The organism is Thiothrix eikelboomii (assembly GCF_900167255.1).
GTDB lineage: Bacteria > Pseudomonadota > Gammaproteobacteria > Thiotrichales > Thiotrichaceae > Thiolinea > Thiolinea eikelboomii.
Map to the genome: position 1 here is coordinate 1 of NZ_FUYB01000015.1, position 24130 is coordinate 24130.

Below are 24130 nucleotides of genomic sequence, written 5' to 3' on the forward strand. Positions count from 1 at the left end.
GTACTCTCGCCAGTAACCTAGGGTCAATAATAGTTGATCCTCTAGGCTTAACGGGCTGGGGCGACCCGACTTCTTCTTCGTCAACTCGCCTGCTTTGAGCACTTCAAGCAGTTCGTGAAAGAGTGGCAGGGGGATTCCTACTCCGCGTTTGAACGCCGAGGGGGATAGAGGTTTCAGGGGTAGGTAGTTCATTCTTAACTTTATAGGCGAAAATGACTACTTTCGCAAGAGGTCTAATCTACAATATCCATACGAAAAAATGGAGCATACTTTTGTTTTCGCTGAGCTTTTACGGTCTTTCCAAGGTTGCTGAGCTTACTTCGTTGATCATATTCTTCATGCTCATGCATTTCCCAAATCAGTAACTTCCACTCATCCTCCACAGATACCAGATAACGATCTGTCGTATTTCCTGGCTTGAGCCATGACACGCCTTCTCCTGCATTGCCATGCAAATCCTCATTCAACTTAACCCTGTCTTTGCCGATACGGGTTAAATAGCGTATAGGGTCAACATCAGCACGCTCACGTAATTTAGATAACCCTTTCATCGCTTCCTGTGAGATAAAAATTGTTAAATCCGAGGGCTGTTGTAGTACTTCAAGCATCAGCATACCTATAGCTGATAAGGTCACTTCTTTACCTTCCCACTCAAAAAGCACTCTGTATTCTTGCCGTTCATCCCAGGTCAGGCAGTCATTAAATTCTTTCTCGGGTAAAAAGTTTCTCTTTCAATCAGCTCTAATACTTCTTTCAGCGACTGGAGTTTGCTGCGTGCAAAATCCACTGGCAAAGGAGGTAACTCAATAAGTTGGCTTGAGAATTCAAAAATATATCGGCAACTAACGCGCCTGATCATCCCTAGCAATACAGCATAAGGCACCAAAGCCTTGAAGCCTCCAGTTGGGTTTAGCGTACAATTTTCCACTGCTGATAACTTGCTCTGCAAATGTTCATCATTATCTATGCGATATTGAACAAAAGTTTCCAGTAACTGCTTAGCAGCAGACTGAACTCCACCCATCTCATTAACAATAGATTCATTAAAACGCCGTTTGTCATCAAGGCTTGCTGGTTTCCAGAGCTTTGCGGCACTCGTTCCAGTTGTACATAAGTAAATCATGTTAAGCCCATCCTATAATTTTTATTGCATTGCCCTTGCCCTCAACCACCACTGATTTGATTAGCTGTGTTTTTTGTGCCTGCTTTTTCTCCTTACTGTCGAGGTCAGCCAGCAGCGCCTCATAAGTTTTAGCCCCTTCTTTCAGTTGTTCATCACTTGGAGGCGAGGCGCGGTTAGCAGACGCAGAACCATGCGTTGCTGAGGTGGCGGTTAACTGACCAGAACCGGGATTGAGGCTGATTTTGGCGTTTTCCCAAACCTCTCCTTCCCGTTTGACTATTTCAATATAGTAATCATTCTGGTGGTTGCCTGCTGTAGCATTCAGGATAACGGATACATGACTTTTGCGTTTCAGTGTTCGCCGATCTTGCACGTAAGAGGAAAGTACCAGCGCACTTTGTTTGGCTTTCACAAACTCATTTTTATCACGCCCCATGCCCATCACCATGTGCTTTAATTCGCCAGCAAATTGGTCACGACAAGCAGGGTCTGCCATTGCGACCAATGCTTCAACAGGTGTGGAGGTGCGCCAATTTTTCCCAAGTTTTTCAGTCATGTATTGTGTAAAAGCTGCAATATACCCATCCGATTCGGCATGAGATGTTTGTGCAGGGTCATTGCACACCAATCGGGAGTTCTGCCAATCCAGCTTGATACTGATTTGCCCATAACCAAAGGATTTCGCCATACCAAGATTGTGCCGCTTATTTTCTAGCTGCACCGCCCATAACAACGCACCAAGCTCTTGTGGCTTCAGGTTGTGAAAGACTAACCGACCTTTAAAAACCGAACCTTTAGCTAGCGTGTGCAAGCGTGTCATTACCTTCTTATTTTTTAGCTGTTCTTGTGTTGGTTCTTGATGCATTACTTCATCATCAAGATGCACAGGGTAACGCTTCCATCCTCTTAATTCTGGGGCAGGGTTTCCAGCACTGTAGACATACGTTGCATATTGACTGTGTGCAAGCTTTTTGCCGGACTTGTCGACTTGTTGATAAACATAGTTCGGAAAGTAACTCGGCTTTGCGCCATTGAGAATGGTTTCTTTGGGATCGTTATCAACCTTGTCTTCCCCCTGCAAAAATGCCGGTTCAAAGTAAACACGCCCTTTCAAAGCATCTTCCGGCTTCTCACCGACCCGCCCAAACAACAACTCGGTAAAATCAGGTTGAGCATTATCTACATGATCTTTATGGGTGTGTTGCAACATATCATGTGTTGAAAAGTCACCTGCCAGTTTCGGCATATACGCCAAACCGACTTGTACACGATCCTTATTCTGGATGTAAAAAACGGGTACACGCTGTTTGCTCAAGAAACGCTCGCGCCAAAAACCTTTCCAAGGTGAATCAGGCTTGCCATCTTCATCACCGTGAATAAATAGAAAATCTCGCCAAGCGTGGCTATCAAGAGCAAACGCATCTTGCTCGCGTGGAGAGTGGAACATGAAGTCTTTGTATTTGCCTTTTGTTTTAGGCTTATCATCCGTAGCGTCAGAAATTTGTCCTGTCAATACCGGGAAACCAGTTAAGTCTCCGCTACCAATTTGAGTAACCAATTTATAATCTGTTTGAAATGAAATATTCCAAGAATCACGAATGCCATGCTTTGCACATAACTGATTCCAAGTGGTGTATTTATCTTTTACAGCCTTACGTTGCTTCACAAAAATCGGGCTTTTTTCTTTCCACCAAGACTCAAGATCACGGTGGCTCAAGCGCACCATGCTACAGGGTGTGATAGATGGTTTACCTTGTGCATCAAGACTCAAAAAACCATAGCTGACATTATTGCGAACACGTTCAGTGTAAGATGCGGACACGTATGTTCCAGAAATATCCCGCAAGCCAAAACGTTTGTCGTCAATGCGGTTCATCCGTGAGAAAGTGGCGATTTCGGTCACACTGCGAATCACGCCACGCAAACTAGAGCCGGGAATAGCATAACGCTTGTCAGGAGTTTGGAAAAAACGGACTTGTCCAGACTCACGTTCTGTTCCTTGCTTTTGTTCACCACCCACCATAATCGGTGCTAATGCTTCAATCGTTAGTTCCAATTCCCCACTCACCCCATCACGAAACGGCAAGTCATGCGAAACCTTGCTACCCCATTCGGGAATAACCACGGTGTCAGAGAGCGGTACAAAGTTGTAAGGCGCATTAATTCTTTCCATTATTCTTTCCCTCCGAAACCAACGAAACAAGCAAACACAGAATTCATGCCGAGTGAGCCGTCTTGTACTTTCCAGAATCGCAAATACCGCAAAGTGGTATTGCCAGTCTTATCAAACGAAGCAAAATGTTTAACGGTATCAGCTAGATAATCATTACCTTCATTATAGTCATAGCGTGTCACTAACCAGCCACCCTGACCGTTATAACGCACATGCAGCGACGCATTGCTATTAGCCACTTCAACGTTTAATAGCATGTCGTAGTCTGTGCTAATTTCTAGTGGTGACTTAAGAAAGAGCTGCTTGCCTGATTGATAGTCAAGCCAACCAACGCTAGGCTTAAAGCTATCTAGTGCTGCGTAAACTGATCCTACAGTTGTCAAAGTCTCGATTTTTACCGATAAATCATACGTCTTGGATTCTAAGGTAGGCAGTTTTGCATCACGTACTGCTTCACGCAAAGTTTCGTATTGTTGGAGAATCTCTTGTGCATTCATTCTGCTGCTCCCTGTATCCATTTGCCACCATCTGACCAGATAACTTCTCCGTCGAAGAAACCATGCCCTTTAGAAACACCAGCACCTAAGGCAAGTCGCCCTTGGCATAAATCATTGAGTGCGTATTGCAGTGATTTTTTCGCTATTGATGTAATGTTTTGATCTTTTTTAATAGTAAGGCACAGCTTTACATCTTTACCCCACACCATTTCCTCAGAAAACAGCATGTGATCACGCACACTGCCAGAAAAGCGGTCAATAGAGTTGTGCATAATGATTTGCAGATCGGTTCTAGTGAAAGTTTGGTAAGCATCATCTATGAAGACACAACCTGCTTGGCCCTTGTGCTCACCTTTGCGTTGTTCGTCACTCGCAAAACCGAACAATTGTTGAATCACATCGCAATGTTCGGATTTATCAAAATCCTTTTGTTTACCCGTTTCATCTGGCTCAAGATAGTCATCAGCCCAAAGACCGTTGAAGCGATTAGCATGGAAGGCAATCCGATGTGATAACGCACCTTTGACCGAAGAGCCGGGAATAAGCAGATATTCGGCAGCAGGCTCAGGCTGGTTGTTGTTTTTCCATTTAATACGCTGTTCTAGTTTGGGCAGAAGATCGGCAGTTTTGCCATTGCTATCACTCAATGTAGGTTTTTCACCTTGCCCAATGCGCCAATAACTATTAGGTGTGAGGATAAGCGTTGCAGTCACTACTATCTTGTTATTATCATTTTCAGATAATTTGCGTAGATTGAATCCAACGCGGCTATTTATATCGCGTTGCATTTTGTTAAAAGTGTTTCTACCTTTCTCTTGAGTAAGATCCGCCATTAACTTTTGTACTTCTATAATTTTGAGCCTGCCTAAACCTGCACGAGTAGATCCACCTAAACGAAATAGTGGGTGATGTAATAAGGCTAAAACACGCTCCCACTGCGCGTCGTTTTGTGTAGCACTCCATAAAGAAAGCTCCACGGTAAAGCGATAACCTGCAGGCAAAACTGCACGATCAAACTTACCTTGGTCGGCACTTACCCCTTTGTGATTTAGCCTGACTCGATCGCGACTAGTAGGCGCACCAGCCAAACTCAAGGCCACTTTAAGGATTTCGTCCTTTTCAATAGCATCGCGTTGTTTACCCAAACATAAGCCTTGTATCGCATTGCCTTTGCTATCTTGAATGTAGCCCCATGATACTTGTAGTCGAGAAGAGTGGCTTTGCTCACTATTTTTATGATCTTGGTAACCAAACAATTCGTTTGAATCTGCTTTGCCATGTTCGTCCTGATACAAATGCCGTAGTACACCTGTCAGGCTTGAACCCGGAATCGTCGGCAAACCATTAGCATCCAACACTAAACTGCTATCAAATACACCGTTAGCTTTGCCAGTCGCAATCGAAAGAGGAGTGACTGTTTCCAGTGTGACGCGGGTAATATGAAAAATGCTTGGTTTCATTCCTGTACTCCTTTTGGGTCTTTCAACTCCGCCATGATTTCGCGTACTAGATGTTGGATAAGTGGCGCTGGTTTAGGTTGATAACGGCCATCTTTCTTTTCAGATTCTGTTGCCAGTTTTAAGAACCAAGTGTAGAAACTACATAGATTTTCATCTTGCCAGAACTCATCCTTCCAGCCTTCGCCTTTGGCTTTAAACGAACCATCAGTGGCATTGATAAAAGTTTCCAAACTCTGGCGACTTTTGGCAGCGGCAAGTACTGCTCCCCATTGGCTCTGTGAGGGGCCGATATGCACCTCTTTATCTAAACCTTTCAAACCACGAGCACTTTGCATTAAGACTTGATAGGTACGTGCGATTTGGCGTGCTTCTCGCGCAAATTTCTGTTGAGTACTGTTTTGTTTTTGTTGAGATTCCAACCACGTAATGAGGGCTGGTTTGGGTGGATCATTTCCTTGCTCATCTTTAGCCGAGGTAGTGATTAATGGTTGTGCAGAATCGTCAAATTTTGGTTGTTCATCGGCTAATAACGGCGGATTAAGCCACACTTGCCCTAAGCCTGCTTGCCGCTCTATACCTAAGCCTGCTTTAATCTTTTCCAAGTGCTCGTCTGTTAAAGGCGATTCCAGCTTGTAAACTAAGACACTGCCTTTATTGATAACTTGCCGCTCCATTTCATAGCTTTTTTTACAAGCGTTCCATGTTGAGTAGCGACGGGTACGCAGAAAACTGTTTTCGGCGAGGAACACACCTTTGGGCAAACCCAAATCTTGTGAGCTGGGTGTTAATGTGGGCTGCCCATACTGATCAAGCACCATCAAATCCGAGAGTAGCCAAAGGGTCATTTCAGTGTCGCTAGTTTTGGTAGGCACTAGGGCAGATTTGGCTTCAATAAACTCAACTTTTGCTCGCCCATACTCAGCGCTGCGTGAGCGGCCTAATAGGATAGGTTGAGCAAGCGCTGCTTTTAGCTGTTTAAGTTCAACATCAGAAAAATCATTATCACAGTGGATTTGAGCATAAAAGTGCTGCCCAGCCTGTAAAGCATCATAGCCAAACAAAGCAGCGTCTTTTGCCCGTCCGGTATCGGCATTGATAGCGGTTTTCATACGGAAAGATTTATCTGGGGTAACAAATTGCCCATTCAACCCCACATAGCCAGAGCGTAGTTGTTGAGGTTGAGGAGTGGGCTGCCCGGGTAACTTTTTATCTAGGCATTTATCCAAACGTCGCACTTGCTCAGGATCAATTTTATTATCTTGGATCGCTTTAGCACCCTTGGCTTGATGCCAGCAGGCAGGTATCGGAAAGGTTTGATAGCCCTGTTCGGTCAGCGGATAAGCATTACCAAAACGCATTTGCCCCGAGTGAAACCAGTTAAAGGCTCGGCTATTACCAATCTCTTTATAAAGCCTTGCTGCGGCTGCACCAAGTAAGGCTCCACCCGGAATATAATCCAAAGCACGATGTGCGCCCTCGGTAGCATTGCGCTCGCTGAAAATACAGTCGTCTTGTAAGGTAATAATTAAATCCAAAGTTTTCATTATTTATCCTCCAAGGTCACGACGGCACGGCCTAAGCCTCGACTGCGATGTGCGCCTACGGCTTGAATCAAGTTTAATGACTGCTCGATGGTTTTATGCCAGTTAGGAATCTTGTGCTCTGCATTGGGCACTTCATCAAGAGTGGCGTAAAGTGTAAGTGGGATCACCACCTCCATGCCACGCAAGCTTTTATTCACGGCTGTACCTGTTTCATGTTCAATAGCTGTCGCGTGAATGCTGCGATACAAGCTCGGAATCAGGCTATTTTTGCCACCCTCATCTTTGGCACTTTTGATTAAGTAGTAACGAATGTCATCCGCTAAGACAGCATCACTAACACGTACTAAGCCCAACCATGTATCACCATCATCTGCACCTGCGCCAAACAGCTTATTTGCCAAACTAGGCGGCGAGGTATTCGCTTGAGTAAACTGTTCCCAACGCGAAACCGCATCACGCAGAATACCTTTAAGCGACTTCCCTGGTAAGCACGGTAAATCGTCTTTATCACGGTGTGTAACTGCATCCACATCACTACCTCGACCACTGCCTGTGCCGGGATGCCAATAACTTTGAATATCAATTTTGAGTTGGTAGCTCATACTTGTGTTCCCTTTTCTGGATTCAGGTTATTGCCGACAGCACTGAGTGACAGTACATCTTCAAAAGGCACGGCTTGTGGTTGCTTTACGTCAAAATCCGCTTTTGGCTCACTGAGCTGTTTGAACAAAGAGTTAAATGTTGCCCAGTTTTTTGGCTCGCGTTCAGTCATTACCTCTTTCCAACGACGGTAACGGCTTTGTGCCTGTTCAGCCGATTGATGCAGTAAGCCTGTGACTTGCCGCAATGCGCCTTGGGAAATTTCGGACTTCTCTAAAAATTTTTGTAATTCCAGTAAATCGGTGAGATTAGGTAGGTTCTCATGGGATTCCAACGTGTAGCAATCACGGCTTAAGGTTATCTTGTCAGCAGTGAGTTCACGCTTCAGCACATCATCAAAATCATCCAGCAGTGTGCTGGTGACACGGTAAAACGACAGTGAGGAAGGTACTTGTTTACCATCCAGTAAATTTTTATCTTTTTTGGCAGTTTTTTTGGCGTGTTTGCACAAACCCTCTGCCAAATCATGCAACGCAGCAAAGGGCTGGCTGGATTTGGCATACACGATACCAGCACAAGCCGTCAGCTTCTTTGGCAGAATCCTGCTTAAATCAGCGTGTTGTTTACGCAGGAGGTCAAACTGTCTTTTGCTTTCCTCTTCAAAGGCTTGCAAAAAGGCTTGGGTAAACGGTAATGCAAGGTCAGCACGCACGATCATGGTAAGGTCGTCACCACCTAAGACAATCGGACGTGCTGGAAACAAACCATCCTGCATATTTAGGAACAAAATTTTGCTAACGGCATTTGCTGATGCTACTTCTGTCGCTGTTTTTATGGATTCGGAAACATCACGAAATATTTTAATGTACTGATCGTTTTTTATAACGTTTCTATCGACCTTATCCTTCAAATCCATCAGTAGCTGGCCAAAACCATTACCATCAGCGTGAATCAAACCAATGAGCTGGTTGTCTTTACTGAACGGAAAGTTTTTTCCGTCTTGTCCTTCTTCAGGTGTGAGATTGACAGGCCATTCACCTTGATGAGAGTCCCACATGACTCGCTCGGCCAATGCTTGGCTTTTAGCGAAATCACGCTTTCTTGCAGTGACTTGATCAATACGCTCAGTACGGATGGTGTTGGTAACAGGCTCCCCCGTGCGCCCAAAGCGCAAAGTAAAAACACTGGCTTGCGGCAGTTTTGTTTTTGGGCGATTACGGTCAGCCATCAATGCATCATGAGCTTTTTGGAAGGCTTTAATCGCATTATCACCTTGTGCTTTGGCATGAATAAAATCTAGGTCGGGGGCATATTGGCGGAAAACTAAAGGCCACAGGTTAGCGAGTTTTTCAATAGCATCGTTGCTTTCACTGAAAGCGTAGAAAGCTGCACCACCGCAGCGGGATAACTCGATGTCTTTTTCTAAGTTCAGCGATCGAAGGGTTCGCTTTAACAAGCCATTATCAGCAGTGAGTTGTTCGATCAGTTCACTGCCACCGATGACTTCTTTGAGTTTGTTGGTAGCAAAAATATACGACTGGATTGACTTCGCTTCAAATAAATACGAATAGGTCACGAACTGCCCCCTTTAGGTAAGATGCTCTTTGCCATTAATGCCATAAATTGACAGTGCTGATTATTAACCAATTCAGTTAACTCGTCACGAATAACAAGCTTGTCAAATTCACCTTGAATGATAATTTAGGTTAAGCTAGCTAACTATCTGAGAGGTGTATTGCAGTCGCGCTTAGGGTTAATCCAAACCGTGTTAGCGGGCGTTTACCTTGGGAGTGAATATGATAATAGAGGGCGGTACTATGCCCGAGCTGCTCGGTTAAAGCTTTATTTATTTTGGATTTTTTCTCTTCGAACCACGATTTGGTTAAGCCAGCTGCTAAACTTTTTTCAGCGGCTTCATAATAGCCATTGGTACTGTATAAGTTCGCGTATAATTTTAGAAACTGAGTGGCCAGCTTAGGGGTTTCTTGGGTTGTCCAATGGATTGCCGGACGTTGATTCATACAGCGCTCTAACATCCAAACATAAAAGGTCATATGTAAGGGAGGCATTTTAATCAGTTTACCGCCACACATAAGCTGTTTTAATGCCCGGTTAAATTTGACACTAGGCTGCACAATTTGGGCTTGGGCAGTGGCAATTAAATCGGTAAATCGTTGTTTGCCTGAAAAAATTTCAGCGGGCAAGGTATCACGCAGATGGATGAACGGTAAATCAGCCAGCGTGATCTCGATGGTTTGGGCATCTACCTCGGTGCCATCCTTGCAAGGAATCAGCTTAGGATAAGGTGGTGGATAATAAAACTGATCATTAAAAAAATAATCGTCTTCGATCAATACATGCGTTAAGCGGTCTTGGGCGCGACCAAATAAGGACATCGCATAACCCATATAATAAGTCATTGTGCGCCGCCCGCCCGAAAGCGAGGCGTATAAACTACACTGCGGATCAGCGGTAAACTCACGCACAAATTGAGTAATAAAATCTGCAGCACAGGCATTATCTGCACTATTACGCACATCTTCTAAAGGCTGATTGTGTTGATTGGTAATAATATGGAGATTATTTTTTTGTAGGCAAATCAGTGGTAACTGATAATCTTGGCAGAGTTGCGCTAACCAATTGCCCCCTTCTGCCCCTAAAGCAGCCTGAATAGTTTTTGCTCCACGCCCAGTAGTAATCACATGCAATTCTGTCGGTAACCAACGCGGCTCTTCAACCGCGAGCGCATAAATCGTTTCGGTAATAATTTGTGGTGATTTAGCGGCCACGGCCAATAAAATGCGCCGGGGATAAGTCTGGGGCTGTAAAGGCGTTGGGCTGGTCATAGAGTGAGTATAAGATGCTTTGCAAATCTCTGAAAAGTTAAAAATATCCATCCCACTTAAATAACTTGGCAAGCAACTTGGTAATAGCCAAGCAGCTCCAAACCCTCCCTGCTTATACAAATATTTCAAGCTTAAGCAAACCAGCGTACCATGAACAGCCTTGTGATATAGGGTTTGATATGCACTTCATAATGCCTGCCGCACGGACTGAGCGTGCACATACTGATCGCCGCGATTGGCATAATTTAAAAGCCATGCTGCCATTTTTACTCGATTTTCGGGGGCGCGTCTTATTTGCTTTAGCCTGCTTAGTCGCCGCTAAAGTGGCCAATGTCGGCGTTCCGGTCGTTTTAAAAATGATTGTCGATAGCCTAGAGCAGCGACCTTCGCAACTGCTTATTTTGCCGCTGAGTTTATTATTGGCTTATGGCGCTTTGCGTTTAGCCGCTGCTTTATTTAATGAATTGCGGGACACGGTGTTTGCTCGGGTGCGTTACCACGCGATTCGCCAAGTCTCTGTGCGCGTCCTCGAGCATCTGCACAAGCTCTCGTTACGCTATCATTTAGAGCGCAAAACTGGTGGCATCGCCCGCGATATTGAACGGGGGACTAGCTCGATTAGCACACTCCTGAATTATCTGGTCTTTAGCATCGTACCGATTGCGATTGAATTCACCTTAGTTGCCATGATTCTACTGCACAATTACGCCGCTATTTTTGCGTTGGTTACCTTTTCAACCGTGATGGTCTATGTGATTTTTACGGTCAAAATCACGGAATGGCGGATGGATCATCGTCATGCTATGAACCGTTTGGACTCGCAAAGCAGTAATCAGTCGATTGATAGCCTGATTAACTATGAAACGGTCAAATACTTCAATAATGAGCAGCTCGAACTTGAGCGCTATGACCGTACCTTAGGTGAATGGGAAGATATGGCGGTTAAAAGTCAGACCTCCATGTCGATACTCAATTTTGGCCAAGGGGCGATTATTGCTATCGGTGTCACTCTGATTATGTTTTTGGCGACCCAAGGCGTAGTGGATGGCAGTCTCTCACTCGGCGACTTGGTGATGGTGAATGCATTTATGCTGCAACTATTTATTCCCTTAGGTGCACTCGGCGTTATGTATCGCCAACTTAAATACACCTTAGCGGATATGGATCAGTTATTTCATTTACTGGAAACCCCACCCGAAATTACCGACCTCCCCAATGCGCCGCCGCTCAAGATTCAGCACGGGGAAATCCGCTTTGAGCAAGTCGATTTTGGTTATACACCTGAGCGCCAGATTTTGCAGTCCGTCTCCTTCACCGTACCTGCGGGTAAGAAACTGGCCGTCGTCGGGCATAGTGGTGCAGGTAAGTCGACCTTATCTCGTCTCCTGTATCGCTTTTATGATGTGACCCGTGGGCGAATCTTAATTGATGGTCAGGATATTCGCTCGGTGACCCAATACAGCTTACGTAAAGCAATCGGGATCGTACCGCAAGACACGGTGTTATTTAACGATAGCATTCGCTATAACCTGCAATATGGCAATCCACAAGCGACCCAAGCCGAGCTAGAGCGTGCCGCCGATATGGCGCAGATTCGTCAGTTTATTGAAGCGCTGCCTGAAGGTTGGAATACCGTGGTCGGTGAGCGTGGTTTGAAACTCTCTGGGGGTGAAAAGCAACGAGTCGCTATTGCCCGCGCTATCCTCAAGCAACCACCGATTCTTATTTTTGATGAGGCCACCTCATCATTGGACAGTGGCACTGAACAAGCGATTCAAAAGACGTTAAATGAAGTGGCAGGTCAACATACGACCCTGATGATTGCACATCGCCTATCGACGATTGTCGATGCAGATCAGATTTTAGTGATGAATCAAGGGCAAGTGGTTGAGCAAGGTACCCATAGCGAGTTGATTAAATACCACGGGATTTATCAGCAAATGTGGGAATTACAACTGCATGAAAAAGAGGAAACATCTAGCTTAAGTTTTGATCAACATTAAAATTGATAAGAATTCGAACATTTTTATCAGCGAAATGGTTAAAAACGTCTACACTCAGTATCGCAGCCCAAACATATTATCCGGTTTGAGCTGCAGTCTTTAGGCTAAAAGGTCAAGGTTACATGCACGGATAGCTACCTTCGGGACGCCACGGATGGCTCTTTTCCCTAGCGATAAGCGCTCAAAGAAAATAAATTATCATTGCGCTTAGCGGCATCAGTCAGCGGGGGTGTATCAGCTGGCTCAGTCTCCACTTCATTTAAAACTTGCTGAGTTTTTTCCTCCAACAGTTTTAACAAATTCCGTGCATTTTCAAGACCGGTTTGTAAATCAACGCACATTTCATCGGTCAAATCGACCGCCTTGGCTAAGCGATCTACTTGTAGCTTATCCACTTTCTCAAATTGCTGGCGAATGCGCTGACCCATCATGCTGCCTTGCTCATCTTGCTCACGCAGTTTAGCCATTTTTTCACGGGTTTCAGCCAGACCGTGGATCAGCTCTTGGCGAGCGACATCGGTCGTTTGGAAAGTACTCGTGAAATACTCTTGAGCTTGCTGCTCTAGGTCTTGAATTTCAGAGGTGAATTGTGCAAATAAACTATTCGCTTGTTGTTGCTGCGCTTGCATGCTGTGTAAAGTTTTGTTGGATTCACGCAGCATCGACTCCAGCTGAGCATTAATATCCGTGGCTAAACGTGCATTTTCTTGCTGTGCAGCAAATTGCATTTTCTGATTTTCGATCAGCTTTTGTGTGAAACCTTGCGCCATCTTTTCTTGATCACGCAAGCGGCTTAAGCCCTCATCCACTTGGTTTAAGCCTTGCGTGAGTTTGGTATGGACATTCCGTACCGCTTCGACCGTATCAGTCAATTGTCCATCCCAATAAGTTTGCACATATTGAATACGTTCACCTAATTGAGTAGAAATACTGCGTAATTCACTTTCAGCTTCTTTCACCCGTTGAATAGTTCGCTCAGCTTCTTCTACCAAGCGCCGACTCGTTTGACCTTCATGATTAATTTCTTCCACCCGAGTTTTGAGTTGGGCGTTTAAATAATTAGCATCTTGTGCGCCGTGCTGGACTATGTTTAAAATTTCAGCGATGCGTTGCTGATCTAGCTCAGCACCTAAGCGAATTTTACGCACATCATGCGCATCTTGTTGGTGGGGTTTGGGGCGCAATAAAATAAAAGCGCCCAAAAAGGCCATCAATGAGAGGGCAATGATGACAACATCAATCAAATTTACCATGCGTTTTGTTATCCTATTCGCTACCAGCCAAGCCTAGCATCTTGGAGAATAAAGTGTTCCGATACGAGTTACCATAAGCTTAGTTAGATGAATAGACGCTTAGTTCACAGCCCTGCACCACTCTTTCGAAAAACCTCTGGCTTTAATACCATTAAATACGACTTACGCAAACCGGTGACATGATAGGTGGCTTGTTCTGCCGCAGGTCCAAAGCCGGTATAAAAATCTAAGCGCCCCGGCCCTTTAATCGCTTGACCGCGATCCTGCGCAAATAACAAGCGCCAATCTGAACCTACAATTTCACCTTGCCGACTCACCCGAGGAATCTCCGCTAATAAGACTGAGCCTAAAGGAATAAAATTATCATCGACCGCCACCGTATGCCAAGGAATCACCTCTGAACCAATCGAGGTTTTTGGACGAGTGTTGGTTTTTTTGAAAAAAACATAACGGGGATTTTGATGCAACACCTCAGTCATCCGTTCAGGATGCTGATACAACCATTGCCGCATCTTTGCATTACTTAAACTCCCTTGATAGCCTTGATTCTGCAGATACTCTCCGATACTAATATGTTGTTTATTATTCGTACCTGCATAATCTAAAAATACCTCTTGCCCATCCGTGAAGCGTGCAATCGCTGAACCTTGAATATGTGCGAAATACAGATTCACCAGATCATTAGTCCAGCCAATTTCTAAACCCTTACCCTGTAAAGCCCCTGCATCAATCTCTGCTCGAGAAAAATTACTATCCGCCCCCACGGGTGAAGAATAAATCGGATAGCGATACTGCGCATCAGGCCAAGTTTGTACCTCCACCACGGGCGTAAAATACCCCGTGTATTGAGCCTGACTCGTATGCTTAGCAGAGGGAATTTCCAATAAATTAAAACCTTCTTGTAAAGTATAAGGGGCTTGCCCATGCCCCCAGCGCATCAACTCTACCGCCGTTTGTAATAAGACTTGATTGGGCAAATTCGCCCAATGTGCACCCTCGCGCCGCTGTGGATTTCTAGAGCGTAAATAAGTGATTTGTTGGAGTAAACCTTCTTGGCTGGCAACTGTTTTTAGAATACAGGCATCCAGAGAAAAGTGGCTTGGATTACAAGTTTGCTGTTCTGGAAAGAAGGTTGGCAAAGGTGCAGCGTGCTTAGGCACAAACTTGGCGGTTTGTGCCGAGGGGATATTGAGCGGAAAAAAAGCCTCGGCCTTCGCTCGATCCGTTGGTTGATAGAGGGGTAAAGCTATTTCAGGTGCATGGTAATTCGACCAAGGCAATACATCGGCCTGTAAGGCCTCCGCATACCAGCCGCCTACGCATAACGCAGTACTTACTAAGGATAAGACTCGACTCACTCGATTTACTTTCACGTAGACACCCTAAGTTATTTTTATAGTTGTATGGGTTTTTGGGTTTTGGGCATTATCCCTTGATAGCGCTAGCCACGGAAGGGACGAACCGTAGAATCAGATTAATGGTGTTAATTAGTAATTTGACATCAATAAAATTATCTTATAGTCTGACAAGTCGATAAAAGGTAGTAGTGCAGCGGTATACGGTCTAGAGCAGCTATTGCCATACTTGTTTGGGCTTGATAATAAAAACAATAGGACTTGCTTATGCCCCTATCGACTCTTGGGCGTGTACGACCCTTGCTGTTCAGTACCTTACTGCTGAGCAGTTTGCCAGTTTCCGCCGCGTTAACCTTAAATGCCTCACCCACACTCAGTGATATGCGTTTAATTCTCGATGGCCCTGGCTTGGCCATTGAAAACTTGCAAATCACTAAAGGGATTAAAAATCAATACGGTATTTTTACCGGAGGGGTTGCCCCTACGGGTTCTGATCCTATTCTCGGGATTGATGCCGGTTTATTTATGAGTACAGGTAACCTAGGTAGTATCCTCGGTCCGAACTCGAATCAGAAATATACTTTCAATACTACGATTAAATACGCCGACCCTGATCTGACTCAGCTCGCTGCCACCGCGATTTATGATCCCTCGATTATTGAATTCGATATTATTCCTGAAGGGGATAGGGTCAATTTTCTCTTAGTCTTTGGCTCTGACGAATACCCTGAATATGTTTGTAGTAAGTTTAATGATGTCTTCGGTTTATTCATTTCTGGCCCTGGCTTCACTGGGACGCAAAATGCAGCCTTCCTACCCGATACTAAGCAAGCGATTGCCGTCAATAATGTCAATGCAGGGGTTGCGGGTAGCCTTAAAGATGGGGCGAGTTGCCAATTAACTAACTCGGCTTACTTTGTAGATAATGGCAATGGGAGTGGCAAAACAGGCACACAATTAGATGGCTTTACAACCCCACTCACCGCCTCTTTGGGTGGTTTGCAAGCCAAGCAGCGCTATCATGTTAAGCTAGCTTTAGCCGATACGGGTGATCAGGCTTATGATTCTGCCGCTTTTTTTAAATGGCTCACCAGCACCTCTTCGTCTGAAATTGATTTAGAGCTGACCGGTACGGCCTTACCTATCAAGCCTGATCGCAATGGTATTGTGGATCTCACTTATACCTTGAGTAATAAATCAACTATTGCCTCCCGTTTAGTTACCGCCAAAATTGAATTACCGAGTGGTCTTGCGTATTTGAGTGATAATTCAGCGGGTTTATTTAATGCTCTCACCGGTGAATGGTCGGTGGATAAAGTTTTGGCGAATAGCAAACGGATGATTACGATTCGAGCCAAAGTGGGTACAAATAGCAATTATCAAATCCCTGCTGAAATTACTTATTCATTCAATGAAGACCCCGACTCGACACCTTATAACCGCCTCGCTAAACCGAAGGAAGATGATACGGCAACGCTCACGCTCACAACGGTGAGTAATACCGCACCGAGTATTAATAATGCCGGTAGTGCCGCAACAACGAGTTTAACGACCGCAGAAAATAATAGTAATGCCCTAATTGATTATGCAGCCACCGATCTAGAAGGCGAAACAGAAGATAAAGGTTTAATTTGGAGCTTAGGTGGGGGTGCCGATGATGCCCTATTCAGTATAGATAGCACAGGTTTGCTGCGTTTTAAATTGCCCGCTGATTATGAGCAACCCAAGGATCAAACCGCCGACAATAGTTATGATCTGATTATAAAAGTCTGTGATAGCTATCAGGCCTGTGATACTCAAGCTTTAGCGATTAAAGTTACCGATGTCGCAGAAGATCGGGATAATGATGGCCTCAGTGATGATCTAGAGCTGGTGATTGGTAGTAATCTAAATAACCCAGATTCTGATAGTGACGGAATTGATGACAAAACCGAAGCGGGCAGCAACCCGACTAAGCCTATAGATACGGATGGGGATGGCCTAGCTAATCTCTTAGACGCTGATGATGATAATGACGGTATACCCACTAAAGAGGAAGTTAGTAAAGATACCGATCAGGATGGCAACCCCAACTATCTCGATACGGATGATGATGGTGACAGTATCCTGACCAAGGATGAAGGCACTAAAGATACTGATCAAGATGGTAGCCCCAATTATCTCGATGCGGATGATGATGGCGATGGCATATACACGCTGTACGAGAACTATAATGCTGGCTCACCTGTCGATGACGATACCGATCAAGAGGGGATTCCAGACTACTTAGATGCCGATGATGATGGCGATGGTAAGCCCTCTGCCTCGGAAACGAATGACCCCAATGGCAATCACCAGCCGGAAGATGCTAAAGACTCGGATAAAGATGGAGTACCTGATTATTTAGATCAATATGATCTGCATGCACCCGACAAAGATAATGATGGTGATGGCTTAAATAATGCCCAAGAAGCGGCCATTGGCTCTAATCCAGACAGCATAGATAGTGATCAAGATGGTCTGCCAGATAATTTTGAAGTGGGCAAGAGTGTATCAAGCCCCGCCGATCAGGATGGTGATGGTATCCCTGATCTTATTGATCCCGACGATGACGGTGATGGTGTCCCTACCTTGACCGAGAATGCTGGCAAAACCAGTCCTAGTCTGGATTCAGATAAAGATGGTGTCTTCGATTATCTCGATACCGACGATGATAATGATAGCGTCCCCACTAAACTTGAAAACTACAATGGGGGTACAGCGACCGATGATGATACCGATAAAGATGGCCTACCTGACTACCTCGACAAAGATGATGATGGCGACCTGATTCAGACTTGGTATGAAAATTATAATGGCAACACGTCAACGGATGACGATACCGATAAAGATGGGCGGCCTGATTATCTCGATACTGATGATGATAATGACAAATTATTGACTAAATACGAGCAGCCTGACCCCAATGGTAATGGCAATCCTGATGATGGTATCGACTCGGATAAAGATGGCATCCACAATTACCGTGATGCCGATGATGATAATGACAGCATCCCCACCCGTGATGAACAACCTGACCTGAATAATGATGGGAATCCGGCTGATGCAGTAGATGCCGACTTGGACGAAATTCAGGATTATCTTGATCCGGTCATAAATCCTTATATTCGCTTAAGTCTGCGCGTCCTCTTACAAGGGGTTTATAGCTCAAGTACAGGTTTAATGGCCGATGATTTACGACGCTTAGGCTATCTGCCTAAGCAACAGCCTTATGGCTCACTGAGTTCTTCTTTTGGTTATACCAATTCCTCGAATGCAGTTTCACCATTTGGACATATAGGTCAAGAATCGCTATCCGATACACTCTATGCCGTCACCGGTAATGAGGCCGTCGTCGATTGGATTTTGATTGAATTACGCGAGGCGACTAACCCAGAAAAGCGCATAATGACACATGCGAGCGTATTGCGGCGCAATGGTCAGGTTGTCGATGGCAAAACAGGTTCTAAAGAGATTGTGATCCATGATGTGAAACCGGGCAATTACTATGTGGCGATCGACCATCGCAATCACTTAGGCGTAATGACCGCCAGCCCGATTGCATTGTCTGCAATCACGACCTTGATTGATTTCACTACGCCTAAAACCGCGACCTATGGTAAACACGCGCAACTTGCAAGCACTAGCGTGGCGATGTTATGGGCAGGTGATGTGAATAATAGTAATACCATTATCACCAATGGTCCGGGCAGCGATTTGAATGTGGTATTAGGATCTTTATTAATTTCACCCGCTAATATTGGGGTCAATACCTCTTATTTAATGCCGGGGTACTTCTCTACCGACATCAATTTAGATGGTGTCACCATTTATGCAGGACCGAAGAATGACACTAACCTCATGCTTGGCAATGTGTTATTACACCCCGGAAATACGACCTATAACGCGAACTATATTATTAATGGTGCAGTTCCAGCATTTAAATAAACACCGGGTTGCTTGCGACCGACTCCGTGCTTGAACTATAGTAATCCGCTTAATTCTCTGGTTAAACCTGCCTACGCTTAGCGTGGGCAGTGCTATTACCAGCACTCTCACACGCTTATAAAATTCGGAGACAGCATGTCCCAAGAGTCTATTAGCTCTTTATCATTGAAAGAACTGCATACGGGAATTCATACCGGCCAGTTCTCAGTGATGGAGGCCACTGATGCCTATCTAGACCGTATTGAGCGTTTAGATGGCGAACTGAATAGCTTTATTACTGTGCTACGCGCTCAGGCTCAGCAACAAGCCCAAGTCATTGACCAAAAAATCCGCCAAGGTGAACTGCAAGGTCCATTAGCGGGCATACCTTACGCACTCAAAGATTTATTCTGTACGGAAGGCATCTTAACGACCTGTGGCTCAAAGATGTTAGCCAACTTTGTATCCCCCTATGATGCGCATGTCACTAGCCAACTCAAGGCTGCGGGTGGGGTATTATTAGGTAAAAATAATATGGATGAGTTCGCAATGGGTTCATCCAATGAAAATTCAGCCTATGGTGTGGTGCGTAATCCGTGGAATACTGACTGTGTACCAGGTGGTAGCTCGGGTGGTGGTGCAGCTGCGATTGCCGCCCGCCTAGCCCCGATGGTCTTAGGAACTGATACAGGGGGTTCGATTCGCCAACCCGGTTCATTTTGCGGGGTGACGGGGATTAAACCCACCTATGGACGTATTTCCCGTTATGGCATGATTGCCTTTGCCTCCAGTCTTGATCAATGCGGACCGATGGCAGTTTCTGCCGAAGACTGTGCAATTACCTTGAATGTGATTGCAGGCTTTGACGAACGCGATTCGACCTCTGCTCAAGCAACTGTCCCTGATTACACTACGACCTTAAACGACTCAATCCACGGTTTACGCATTGGCTTACCAAAAGAATTCTTCGCAGCAGGCTTAGATTCGCAAGTGGCTACAGTCATTGAGCGTGCGGTTAAAGAATTCGAACAACTCGGGGCGGTCGTCAAAGAAGTCTCTTTACCCAACGCTCATTTAGCAGTGCCTGTTTATTATGTCGTTGCCCCTGCTGAGGCCTCGTCTAATCTTTCGCGCTTTGATGGAGTCCGTTTTGGGCATCGCTGTGAAGATCCACAGGATTTAACAGATTTATACAAACGCAGCCGTTGGGAAGGTTTTGGCGAAGAAGTAAAACGACGGATTATGGTCGGGACTTATGCTTTATCGGCTGGCTATTACGATGCTTATTACTTAAAAGCGCAACAAGTCCGCCGTTTGATTAAGCAAGACTTTGTGGATGCCTTTAAGGAAGTGGATGTGATCATGGGGCCTTCTGCCCCGACGACAGCGTTTAAAATTGGTGAAAAAGCCGATGATCCGGTCGCTATGTATTTAGCTGATATTTACACGATACCGACCAGTTTAGCTGGCTTACCGGGGATGACTTTCCCGATTGGTTTCGCAGCCGATGGCTTACCCGTCGGTATGCAATTGATCGGCAATTACTTCCAAGAAGCGCGGATGCTGAATATCGCCCATCAATATCAACTCAATAGTGACTGGCATCTCAAACTGCCTGCACGGTTTGCATAAGGAGACCGCGATGGAATGGGAAACTGTCATTGGGCTGGAAATCCATGCTCAGCTAGCTACCAATAGCAAAATTTTTTCAGGCTCCTCGACTGCTTATGGTGCAGAGCCGAATACTCAAGCCAGCCTCGTTGATTTAGGGATGCCGGGTGTACTGCCGGTGTTAAATAAAAAAGCGGTCGAAATGGCGATTCGTTTTGGCTTAGCGATCAATGCGACGATCACGCCGCGCTCCGTATTTGCGCGCAAAAACTATTTTTACCCTGATCTACCCAAAGGCTATCAAATCAGCCAGTTTGAATTGCCCGTGGTGGCACAAGGCTATTTGGATATTGAACTCGACGATGGTTCATCTAAGCGCATTGGTGTCACTCGGGCGCATTTAGAAGAAGATGCGGGCAAATCCTTGCATGAAGATTTTCACGGTAAAACCGGTATCGACTTAAACCGTGCAGGGACGCCCTTGTTAGAAATCGTGTCTGAACCCGATCTGCGTTCGGCGAAAGAAGCCGTCGCCTATATGAAAAAAATGCATGCCTTGGTGCGTTATCTCGGCGTCTGTGATGGCAATATGCAAGAAGGCTCATTCCGCTGCGATGCCAATGTGTCAGTACGCAAACCGGGGCAGCCATTTGGCACACGGGCTGAAATCAAAAACCTAAACTCCTTCCGCTTTATTGAGCGTGCCATTCATTACGAAGTGGAACGTCAAATTGAGCTACTAGAATCGGGAGGCAAGGTCATCCAAGAAACACGGTTGTATGATCCCGATCAGGGCGAAACCCGCTCGATGCGCAGCAAGGAAGATGCTAATGACTACCGCTACTTCCCAGACCCCGATTTATTACCTGTGGAAATTACGGCTACCGAGATTGAAGCTATCCGAGCGACTTTGCCAGAATTGCCTACTGCGAAAAAGCAGCGCTTTATGCAAACTTATCATTTAGGTAGTTATGAAGCCGATGCTTTGACCAGCAGTAGTGAATTAGGTGATTATTTTGAACGAGTCGCCCAAGGTACACAGGATGCGAAATTAGCTGCCAACTGGCTGATGGGCGGCTTAGCGGCCTTATTAAATAAGCATGAACTCGAGATTAGCGCCGCTCCCGTGGCAGCGGAGACTTTAACTCAGCTATTGAACCGAATCAAAGACCAAACCCTGTCCTCAACCGCTGCCAAAGATGTCTTAGAAGCCCTCTGGCAAGGTGAAGGTAGTGTGGACGCTATCATTGAAGCGAAGGGCTTAAAGCAAATCAGTGATACCAGCGCGATTGAAGCGATGCTGGATGAAATCATTGCCAACAACCCATCACAAGTTGCCGAATACCGCAGCGGTAAAGATAAGCTTTTTGCCTTCTTTGTGGGTCAAGCGATGCGAGCTTCAAAAGGCAAAGCCAACCCCAGCACCGTGAATGATATTCTCAAACAGAAATTAGAGGGCTAAGCATGTCAACCATTAGTGAAGCTGAAGTACAAAAAGTCGCGCACCTTGCTCGCTTAGCCATTCCAGCGGATAAAACCGCAAGCTATGTGAGTAAGCTTAGCAATATTTTGGATTTAGTCGCCCAATTAACGGCAGTGAATACCACAGGCGTGGCCCCAATGGCACATCCTTTAGATGCGGTGCAACGCTTACGGGAAGATGTCGTGACTGAAACCAATCAGCGTGAAGCGTATCAAGCGGTCGCACCCGAGGTAGAGGATGGCTTGTATTTAGTGCCGAAAGTTATTGAGTAAACGCTTGCTGAGTTGCTCACCTACCAAAATCAACGGATCACCTTGCTGAAATGCTGGGTGAATCCCTGTTCCTGCGCTTCCCTTTACATTGGCAGCACATCTTAAAAATCAATTACAAATCTGAACCAGTCAAAAATAGCATGCTCCATGAACAATAAAAACAAACCAAATAAAGCTATGCTAGGTATTAAAAGCTGGGGTTTACGCCAACTTATATAAGCAAATAACTAAAAAAATACCCGACCCTACTGCAGCAGTGATAGGGAAACCCATGAAAACAATCAAGGATAAAACACGATCCTCTATAAAACTTTTGATATTCCCAGCACACAAATCCTGAATAATCCACCCTCCCAAACTTAAGGAAAAAACAACCAGACCTAAATAGCTAATAGCCCACCAACGTGAATATTGCTGTAATAATAGTGCTGCTAGCAAAAATAGCCCTAAATACACAAACAAGCTTCCCGTAGGCCAATGATAATGAGCTAGGCTGGCACAATACTCACCTACCTGACGTGGACTAAGCCTAAAAGCAATAGCTAGAATAAGCTCGCTGACTAACAATATATAACTAATCTTTAACTGTTGGTTTTGACTGATCGGAATAAGACGAAAGACTGTCATTAAACTAACGAGAACTAATAATAGCGTGAAACTCTGAATCATTAATAATCACTTAAATACTAGAGTTTGGTAAAGTATACTGCTTTGTATTTGATGAAGTGCTATTTAGCCGTATCTTATTCACTGAACTTATCATCAATCATTTTAGTCCAAGCTTTCAGCTCAACATCGCTAATTGGCTGTGTTAGTCTGCTTCTTTATTATAAGGACTTCATATCTTGAAATTATTTCAAATCGGTTTAGGGCTAACCACCTACCTGCTAGCGAGTAGTGCGCTTGCCCAAGTTTATTTTTCCCAAGCCAATGAATTTATCTTAGATCGAGCCTGTGATGCGGTGACCTCGATCAAAAAGCAGAGCAATCTGAGTACTTTAGCCGCTGGGCAAACATTTCCAGCTTTAGGGACTAATCGTGAGCCGAACCCAACCCATGCTTATCTCCAGATTGGAGCCGATAAAAAATGGGTTGAGTTAAGTTGTGGCCACTACAGAACCGCGCCCACTGAGCCAACTGCCCTGCAACCACGCCCCGTCACCGCCCCAGCTAATACTTGTTTACCCTTTTTTGATGATAGCAATAACCCAGTCAGACTTAAAAATGGTCTAGCGGATATTACCCCACCTGCACCTAGGCTTGAGGCCTTCGGGCAAGCCTTGACTACAGCCTGCGGCGCTGCAGGCAATAAGGTTAGCCCCGAAGCCTTTCAGCAACTCTTGCGCAATCATCCTGAGGTCTTAGCGCGGATTAAAGCGTTTACTCAAGATAAAGTCTTCGCGAATCGCCCCGCTAAAACCACGACTGAAGCCTATTTGCAGGACTTAACTGAAGCTTGGTTTGCAGTACATGCTTTTGATCATATTTTCTGTGGCGAACCGGAAGCCAACGGTCCAATTGGCGGTTTGCATTATGTTGGGCGTTATCTACAACTCCAAACAACCGGTGAAGCCTGTCGCATGGATAATCTTCGTCAGAATGAAGTCGTCCCCGATGTACTGTACTCAATGGGTGTGATTATGCAGTTTGGCCAGTATACGGCTCGCTCTTCGATTAAAGGTTATGGCTTGACCTTAACAGCTGAGGATTTATTAAAAGTGGTGACCCGCTCTTTTGCTGAAAACCCGACCGATAGCCGCGATAAAACCACTGCCTGTCTGCTCCCCCTTGAAGATGATGGTTATCAATTTACCGCTGTATTTGCTCGCCGCAGTACAGGGATTCGCACTTTTTATCCTGATGCTAGCCCATCGCCGACTGATCCTACTTGTAAACAAGGGATTAGCTTGAACTAAATTATCAATTAAATTTTTATGCAGATAAAATTAACTTTTATCTGCTAAA

The 24130-nt window shown here is 45.2% G+C and carries 18 protein-coding genes and 1 pseudogene; 6 read left to right on the top strand and 13 right to left on the bottom strand.

Features of this window, described 5'->3' with window-relative positions; translation table 11 throughout:
- The 10 genes and pseudogenes from B5D50_RS20635 to csm6 all read right to left on the bottom strand — a co-directional run.
- A pseudogene (locus tag B5D50_RS20635) lies at nt 1-192 on the bottom strand (IS5-like element ISAba27 family transposase); the annotation flags it as partial.
- A 41-nt stretch (nt 193-233) separates the two neighbouring features.
- Complete coding sequence (locus B5D50_RS13620) at nt 234-662, bottom strand: hypothetical protein (protein WP_078923194.1); 429 nt, start codon at nt 660-662, stop codon at nt 234-236.
- Nucleotides 663-688: 26 nt separating this feature from the next.
- Nucleotides 689-1123 carry a hypothetical protein gene (locus tag B5D50_RS13625; RefSeq protein WP_078923195.1) on the bottom strand — a complete coding sequence of 145 codons (435 nt, stop codon included), beginning with the start codon at nt 1121-1123 and terminating at the stop codon, nt 689-691.
- A 1-nt stretch (nt 1124) separates the two neighbouring features.
- Entirely contained in the window at nt 1125-3296 is a 2172-nt protein-coding gene (locus B5D50_RS13630; protein ID WP_078923196.1) for a TIGR03986 family type III CRISPR-associated RAMP protein, read from the bottom strand.
- On the bottom strand, nt 3296-3793 hold the full coding sequence (locus tag B5D50_RS13635) for a hypothetical protein (RefSeq protein WP_078923197.1): 498 nt from the start codon (nt 3791-3793) through the stop codon (nt 3296-3298). Before B5D50_RS13635 ends, B5D50_RS13630 begins: the two co-directional genes overlap by 1 nt.
- Nucleotides 3790-5253 (bottom strand): RAMP superfamily CRISPR-associated protein, encoded by a 1464-nt coding sequence (locus tag B5D50_RS13640; protein ID WP_078923198.1) that lies wholly within the window; start codon nt 5251-5253, stop codon nt 3790-3792. Before B5D50_RS13640 ends, B5D50_RS13635 begins: the two co-directional genes overlap by 4 nt.
- Nucleotides 5250-6797 (bottom strand): hypothetical protein, encoded by a 1548-nt coding sequence (locus tag B5D50_RS13645; RefSeq protein ID WP_078923199.1) that lies wholly within the window; start codon nt 6795-6797, stop codon nt 5250-5252. The genes B5D50_RS13640 and B5D50_RS13645 overlap by 4 nt, the downstream gene beginning before the upstream one ends.
- Entirely contained in the window at nt 6797-7399 is a 603-nt protein-coding gene (locus B5D50_RS13650) for an RAMP superfamily CRISPR-associated protein (protein ID WP_078923200.1), read from the bottom strand. Before B5D50_RS13650 ends, B5D50_RS13645 begins: the two co-directional genes overlap by 1 nt.
- Complete coding sequence (locus tag B5D50_RS13655) at nt 7396-8973, bottom strand: Cas10/Cmr2 second palm domain-containing protein (protein ID WP_078923201.1); 1578 nt, start codon at nt 8971-8973, stop codon at nt 7396-7398. Before B5D50_RS13655 ends, B5D50_RS13650 begins: the two co-directional genes overlap by 4 nt.
- Nucleotides 8974-9112: 139 nt before the next feature.
- Nucleotides 9113-10372: a CRISPR-associated ring nuclease Csm6 gene (gene csm6, locus B5D50_RS13660; RefSeq protein ID WP_143594365.1), complete on the bottom strand. Its 1260-nt coding sequence runs from the start codon at nt 10370-10372 to the stop codon at nt 9113-9115.
- Nucleotides 10373-10422: 50 nt separating this feature from the next.
- On the opposite strand from csm6, the gene B5D50_RS13665 reads away from it, so the two are divergent.
- Nucleotides 10423-12246, top strand: a complete 1824-nt coding sequence (locus tag B5D50_RS13665; RefSeq protein ID WP_078923203.1) for an ABCB family ABC transporter ATP-binding protein/permease — start codon at nt 10423-10425, stop codon at nt 12244-12246.
- 167 nt (nt 12247-12413) lie between these two features.
- Here B5D50_RS13665 and B5D50_RS13670 read toward each other — a convergent pair whose 3' ends face one another.
- Both B5D50_RS13670 and B5D50_RS13675 read right to left on the bottom strand, forming a co-directional pair.
- Nucleotides 12414-13499, bottom strand: a complete 1086-nt coding sequence (locus B5D50_RS13670) for a hypothetical protein (RefSeq protein WP_078923204.1) — start codon at nt 13497-13499, stop codon at nt 12414-12416.
- A 104-nt stretch (nt 13500-13603) separates the two neighbouring features.
- Nucleotides 13604-14872, bottom strand: coding sequence for an MltA domain-containing protein (locus B5D50_RS13675; RefSeq protein ID WP_078923205.1), 1269 nt, complete (start codon nt 14870-14872; stop codon nt 13604-13606).
- A gap of 249 nt (nt 14873-15121) precedes the next feature.
- Between B5D50_RS13675 and B5D50_RS13680 the strand changes: the two genes are divergently transcribed.
- The 4 genes from B5D50_RS13680 to gatC all read left to right on the top strand — a co-directional run bounded on the left by B5D50_RS13680 (nt 15122) and on the right by gatC (nt 22165).
- Complete coding sequence (locus tag B5D50_RS13680; protein ID WP_078923206.1) at nt 15122-18820, top strand: choice-of-anchor L domain-containing protein; 3699 nt, start codon at nt 15122-15124, stop codon at nt 18818-18820.
- A 150-nt stretch (nt 18821-18970) separates the two neighbouring features.
- Nucleotides 18971-20431 carry an Asp-tRNA(Asn)/Glu-tRNA(Gln) amidotransferase subunit GatA gene (gene gatA / locus B5D50_RS13685; RefSeq protein WP_078923274.1) on the top strand — a complete coding sequence of 487 codons (1461 nt, stop codon included), beginning with the start codon at nt 18971-18973 and terminating at the stop codon, nt 20429-20431.
- A 10-nt stretch (nt 20432-20441) separates the two neighbouring features.
- Complete coding sequence (gene gatB, locus B5D50_RS13690; RefSeq protein WP_078923207.1) at nt 20442-21872, top strand: Asp-tRNA(Asn)/Glu-tRNA(Gln) amidotransferase subunit GatB; 1431 nt, start codon at nt 20442-20444, stop codon at nt 21870-21872.
- 2 nt (nt 21873-21874) lie between these two features.
- Nucleotides 21875-22165 carry an Asp-tRNA(Asn)/Glu-tRNA(Gln) amidotransferase subunit GatC gene (gene gatC, locus B5D50_RS13695; protein WP_078923208.1) on the top strand — a complete coding sequence of 97 codons (291 nt, stop codon included), beginning with the start codon at nt 21875-21877 and terminating at the stop codon, nt 22163-22165.
- A gap of 201 nt (nt 22166-22366) precedes the next feature.
- Here the strand turns inward: gatC and B5D50_RS13700 are convergent, their stop codons facing one another.
- Entirely contained in the window at nt 22367-22834 is a 468-nt protein-coding gene (locus B5D50_RS13700) for a hypothetical protein (RefSeq protein WP_078923209.1), read from the bottom strand.
- A gap of 176 nt (nt 22835-23010) precedes the next feature.
- Between B5D50_RS13700 and B5D50_RS13705 the strand changes: the two genes are divergently transcribed.
- Nucleotides 23011-24081, top strand: coding sequence for an EndoU domain-containing protein (locus B5D50_RS13705; protein WP_159448641.1), 1071 nt, complete (start codon nt 23011-23013; stop codon nt 24079-24081).
- The last annotated feature ends 49 nt before the right edge of the window (nt 24082-24130 follow it).

What these genes read in the sequence shown, in the direction of transcription:
- B5D50_RS13625 (WP_078923195.1), bottom strand. Translation starts at nt 1,123, where the DNA reads ATGATTTACTTATGTACAACTGGAACGAGTGCCGCAAAGCTCTGGAAA.
- B5D50_RS13630 (WP_078923196.1), bottom strand. Translation starts at nt 3,296, where the DNA reads ATGGAAAGAATTAATGCGCCTTACAACTTTGTACCGCTCTCTGACACC.
- B5D50_RS13635 (WP_078923197.1), bottom strand. Translation starts at nt 3,793, where the DNA reads ATGAATGCACAAGAGATTCTCCAACAATACGAAACTTTGCGTGAAGCA.
- B5D50_RS13640 (WP_078923198.1), bottom strand. Translation starts at nt 5,253, where the DNA reads ATGAAACCAAGCATTTTTCATATTACCCGCGTCACACTGGAAACAGTC.
- B5D50_RS13645 (WP_078923199.1), bottom strand. Translation starts at nt 6,797, where the DNA reads ATGAAAACTTTGGATTTAATTATTACCTTACAAGACGACTGTATTTTC.
- B5D50_RS13650 (WP_078923200.1), bottom strand. Translation starts at nt 7,399, where the DNA reads ATGAGCTACCAACTCAAAATTGATATTCAAAGTTATTGGCATCCCGGC.
- B5D50_RS13665 (WP_078923203.1), top strand. Translation starts at nt 10,423, where the DNA reads ATGCACTTCATAATGCCTGCCGCACGGACTGAGCGTGCACATACTGAT.
- B5D50_RS13670 (WP_078923204.1), bottom strand. Translation starts at nt 13,499, where the DNA reads ATGGTAAATTTGATTGATGTTGTCATCATTGCCCTCTCATTGATGGCC.
- B5D50_RS13680 (WP_078923206.1), top strand. Translation starts at nt 15,122, where the DNA reads ATGCCCCTATCGACTCTTGGGCGTGTACGACCCTTGCTGTTCAGTACC.
- gatB (WP_078923207.1), top strand. Translation starts at nt 20,442, where the DNA reads ATGGAATGGGAAACTGTCATTGGGCTGGAAATCCATGCTCAGCTAGCT.
- gatC (WP_078923208.1), top strand. Translation starts at nt 21,875, where the DNA reads ATGTCAACCATTAGTGAAGCTGAAGTACAAAAAGTCGCGCACCTTGCT.
- B5D50_RS13700 (WP_078923209.1), bottom strand. Translation starts at nt 22,834, where the DNA reads ATGATTCAGAGTTTCACGCTATTATTAGTTCTCGTTAGTTTAATGACA.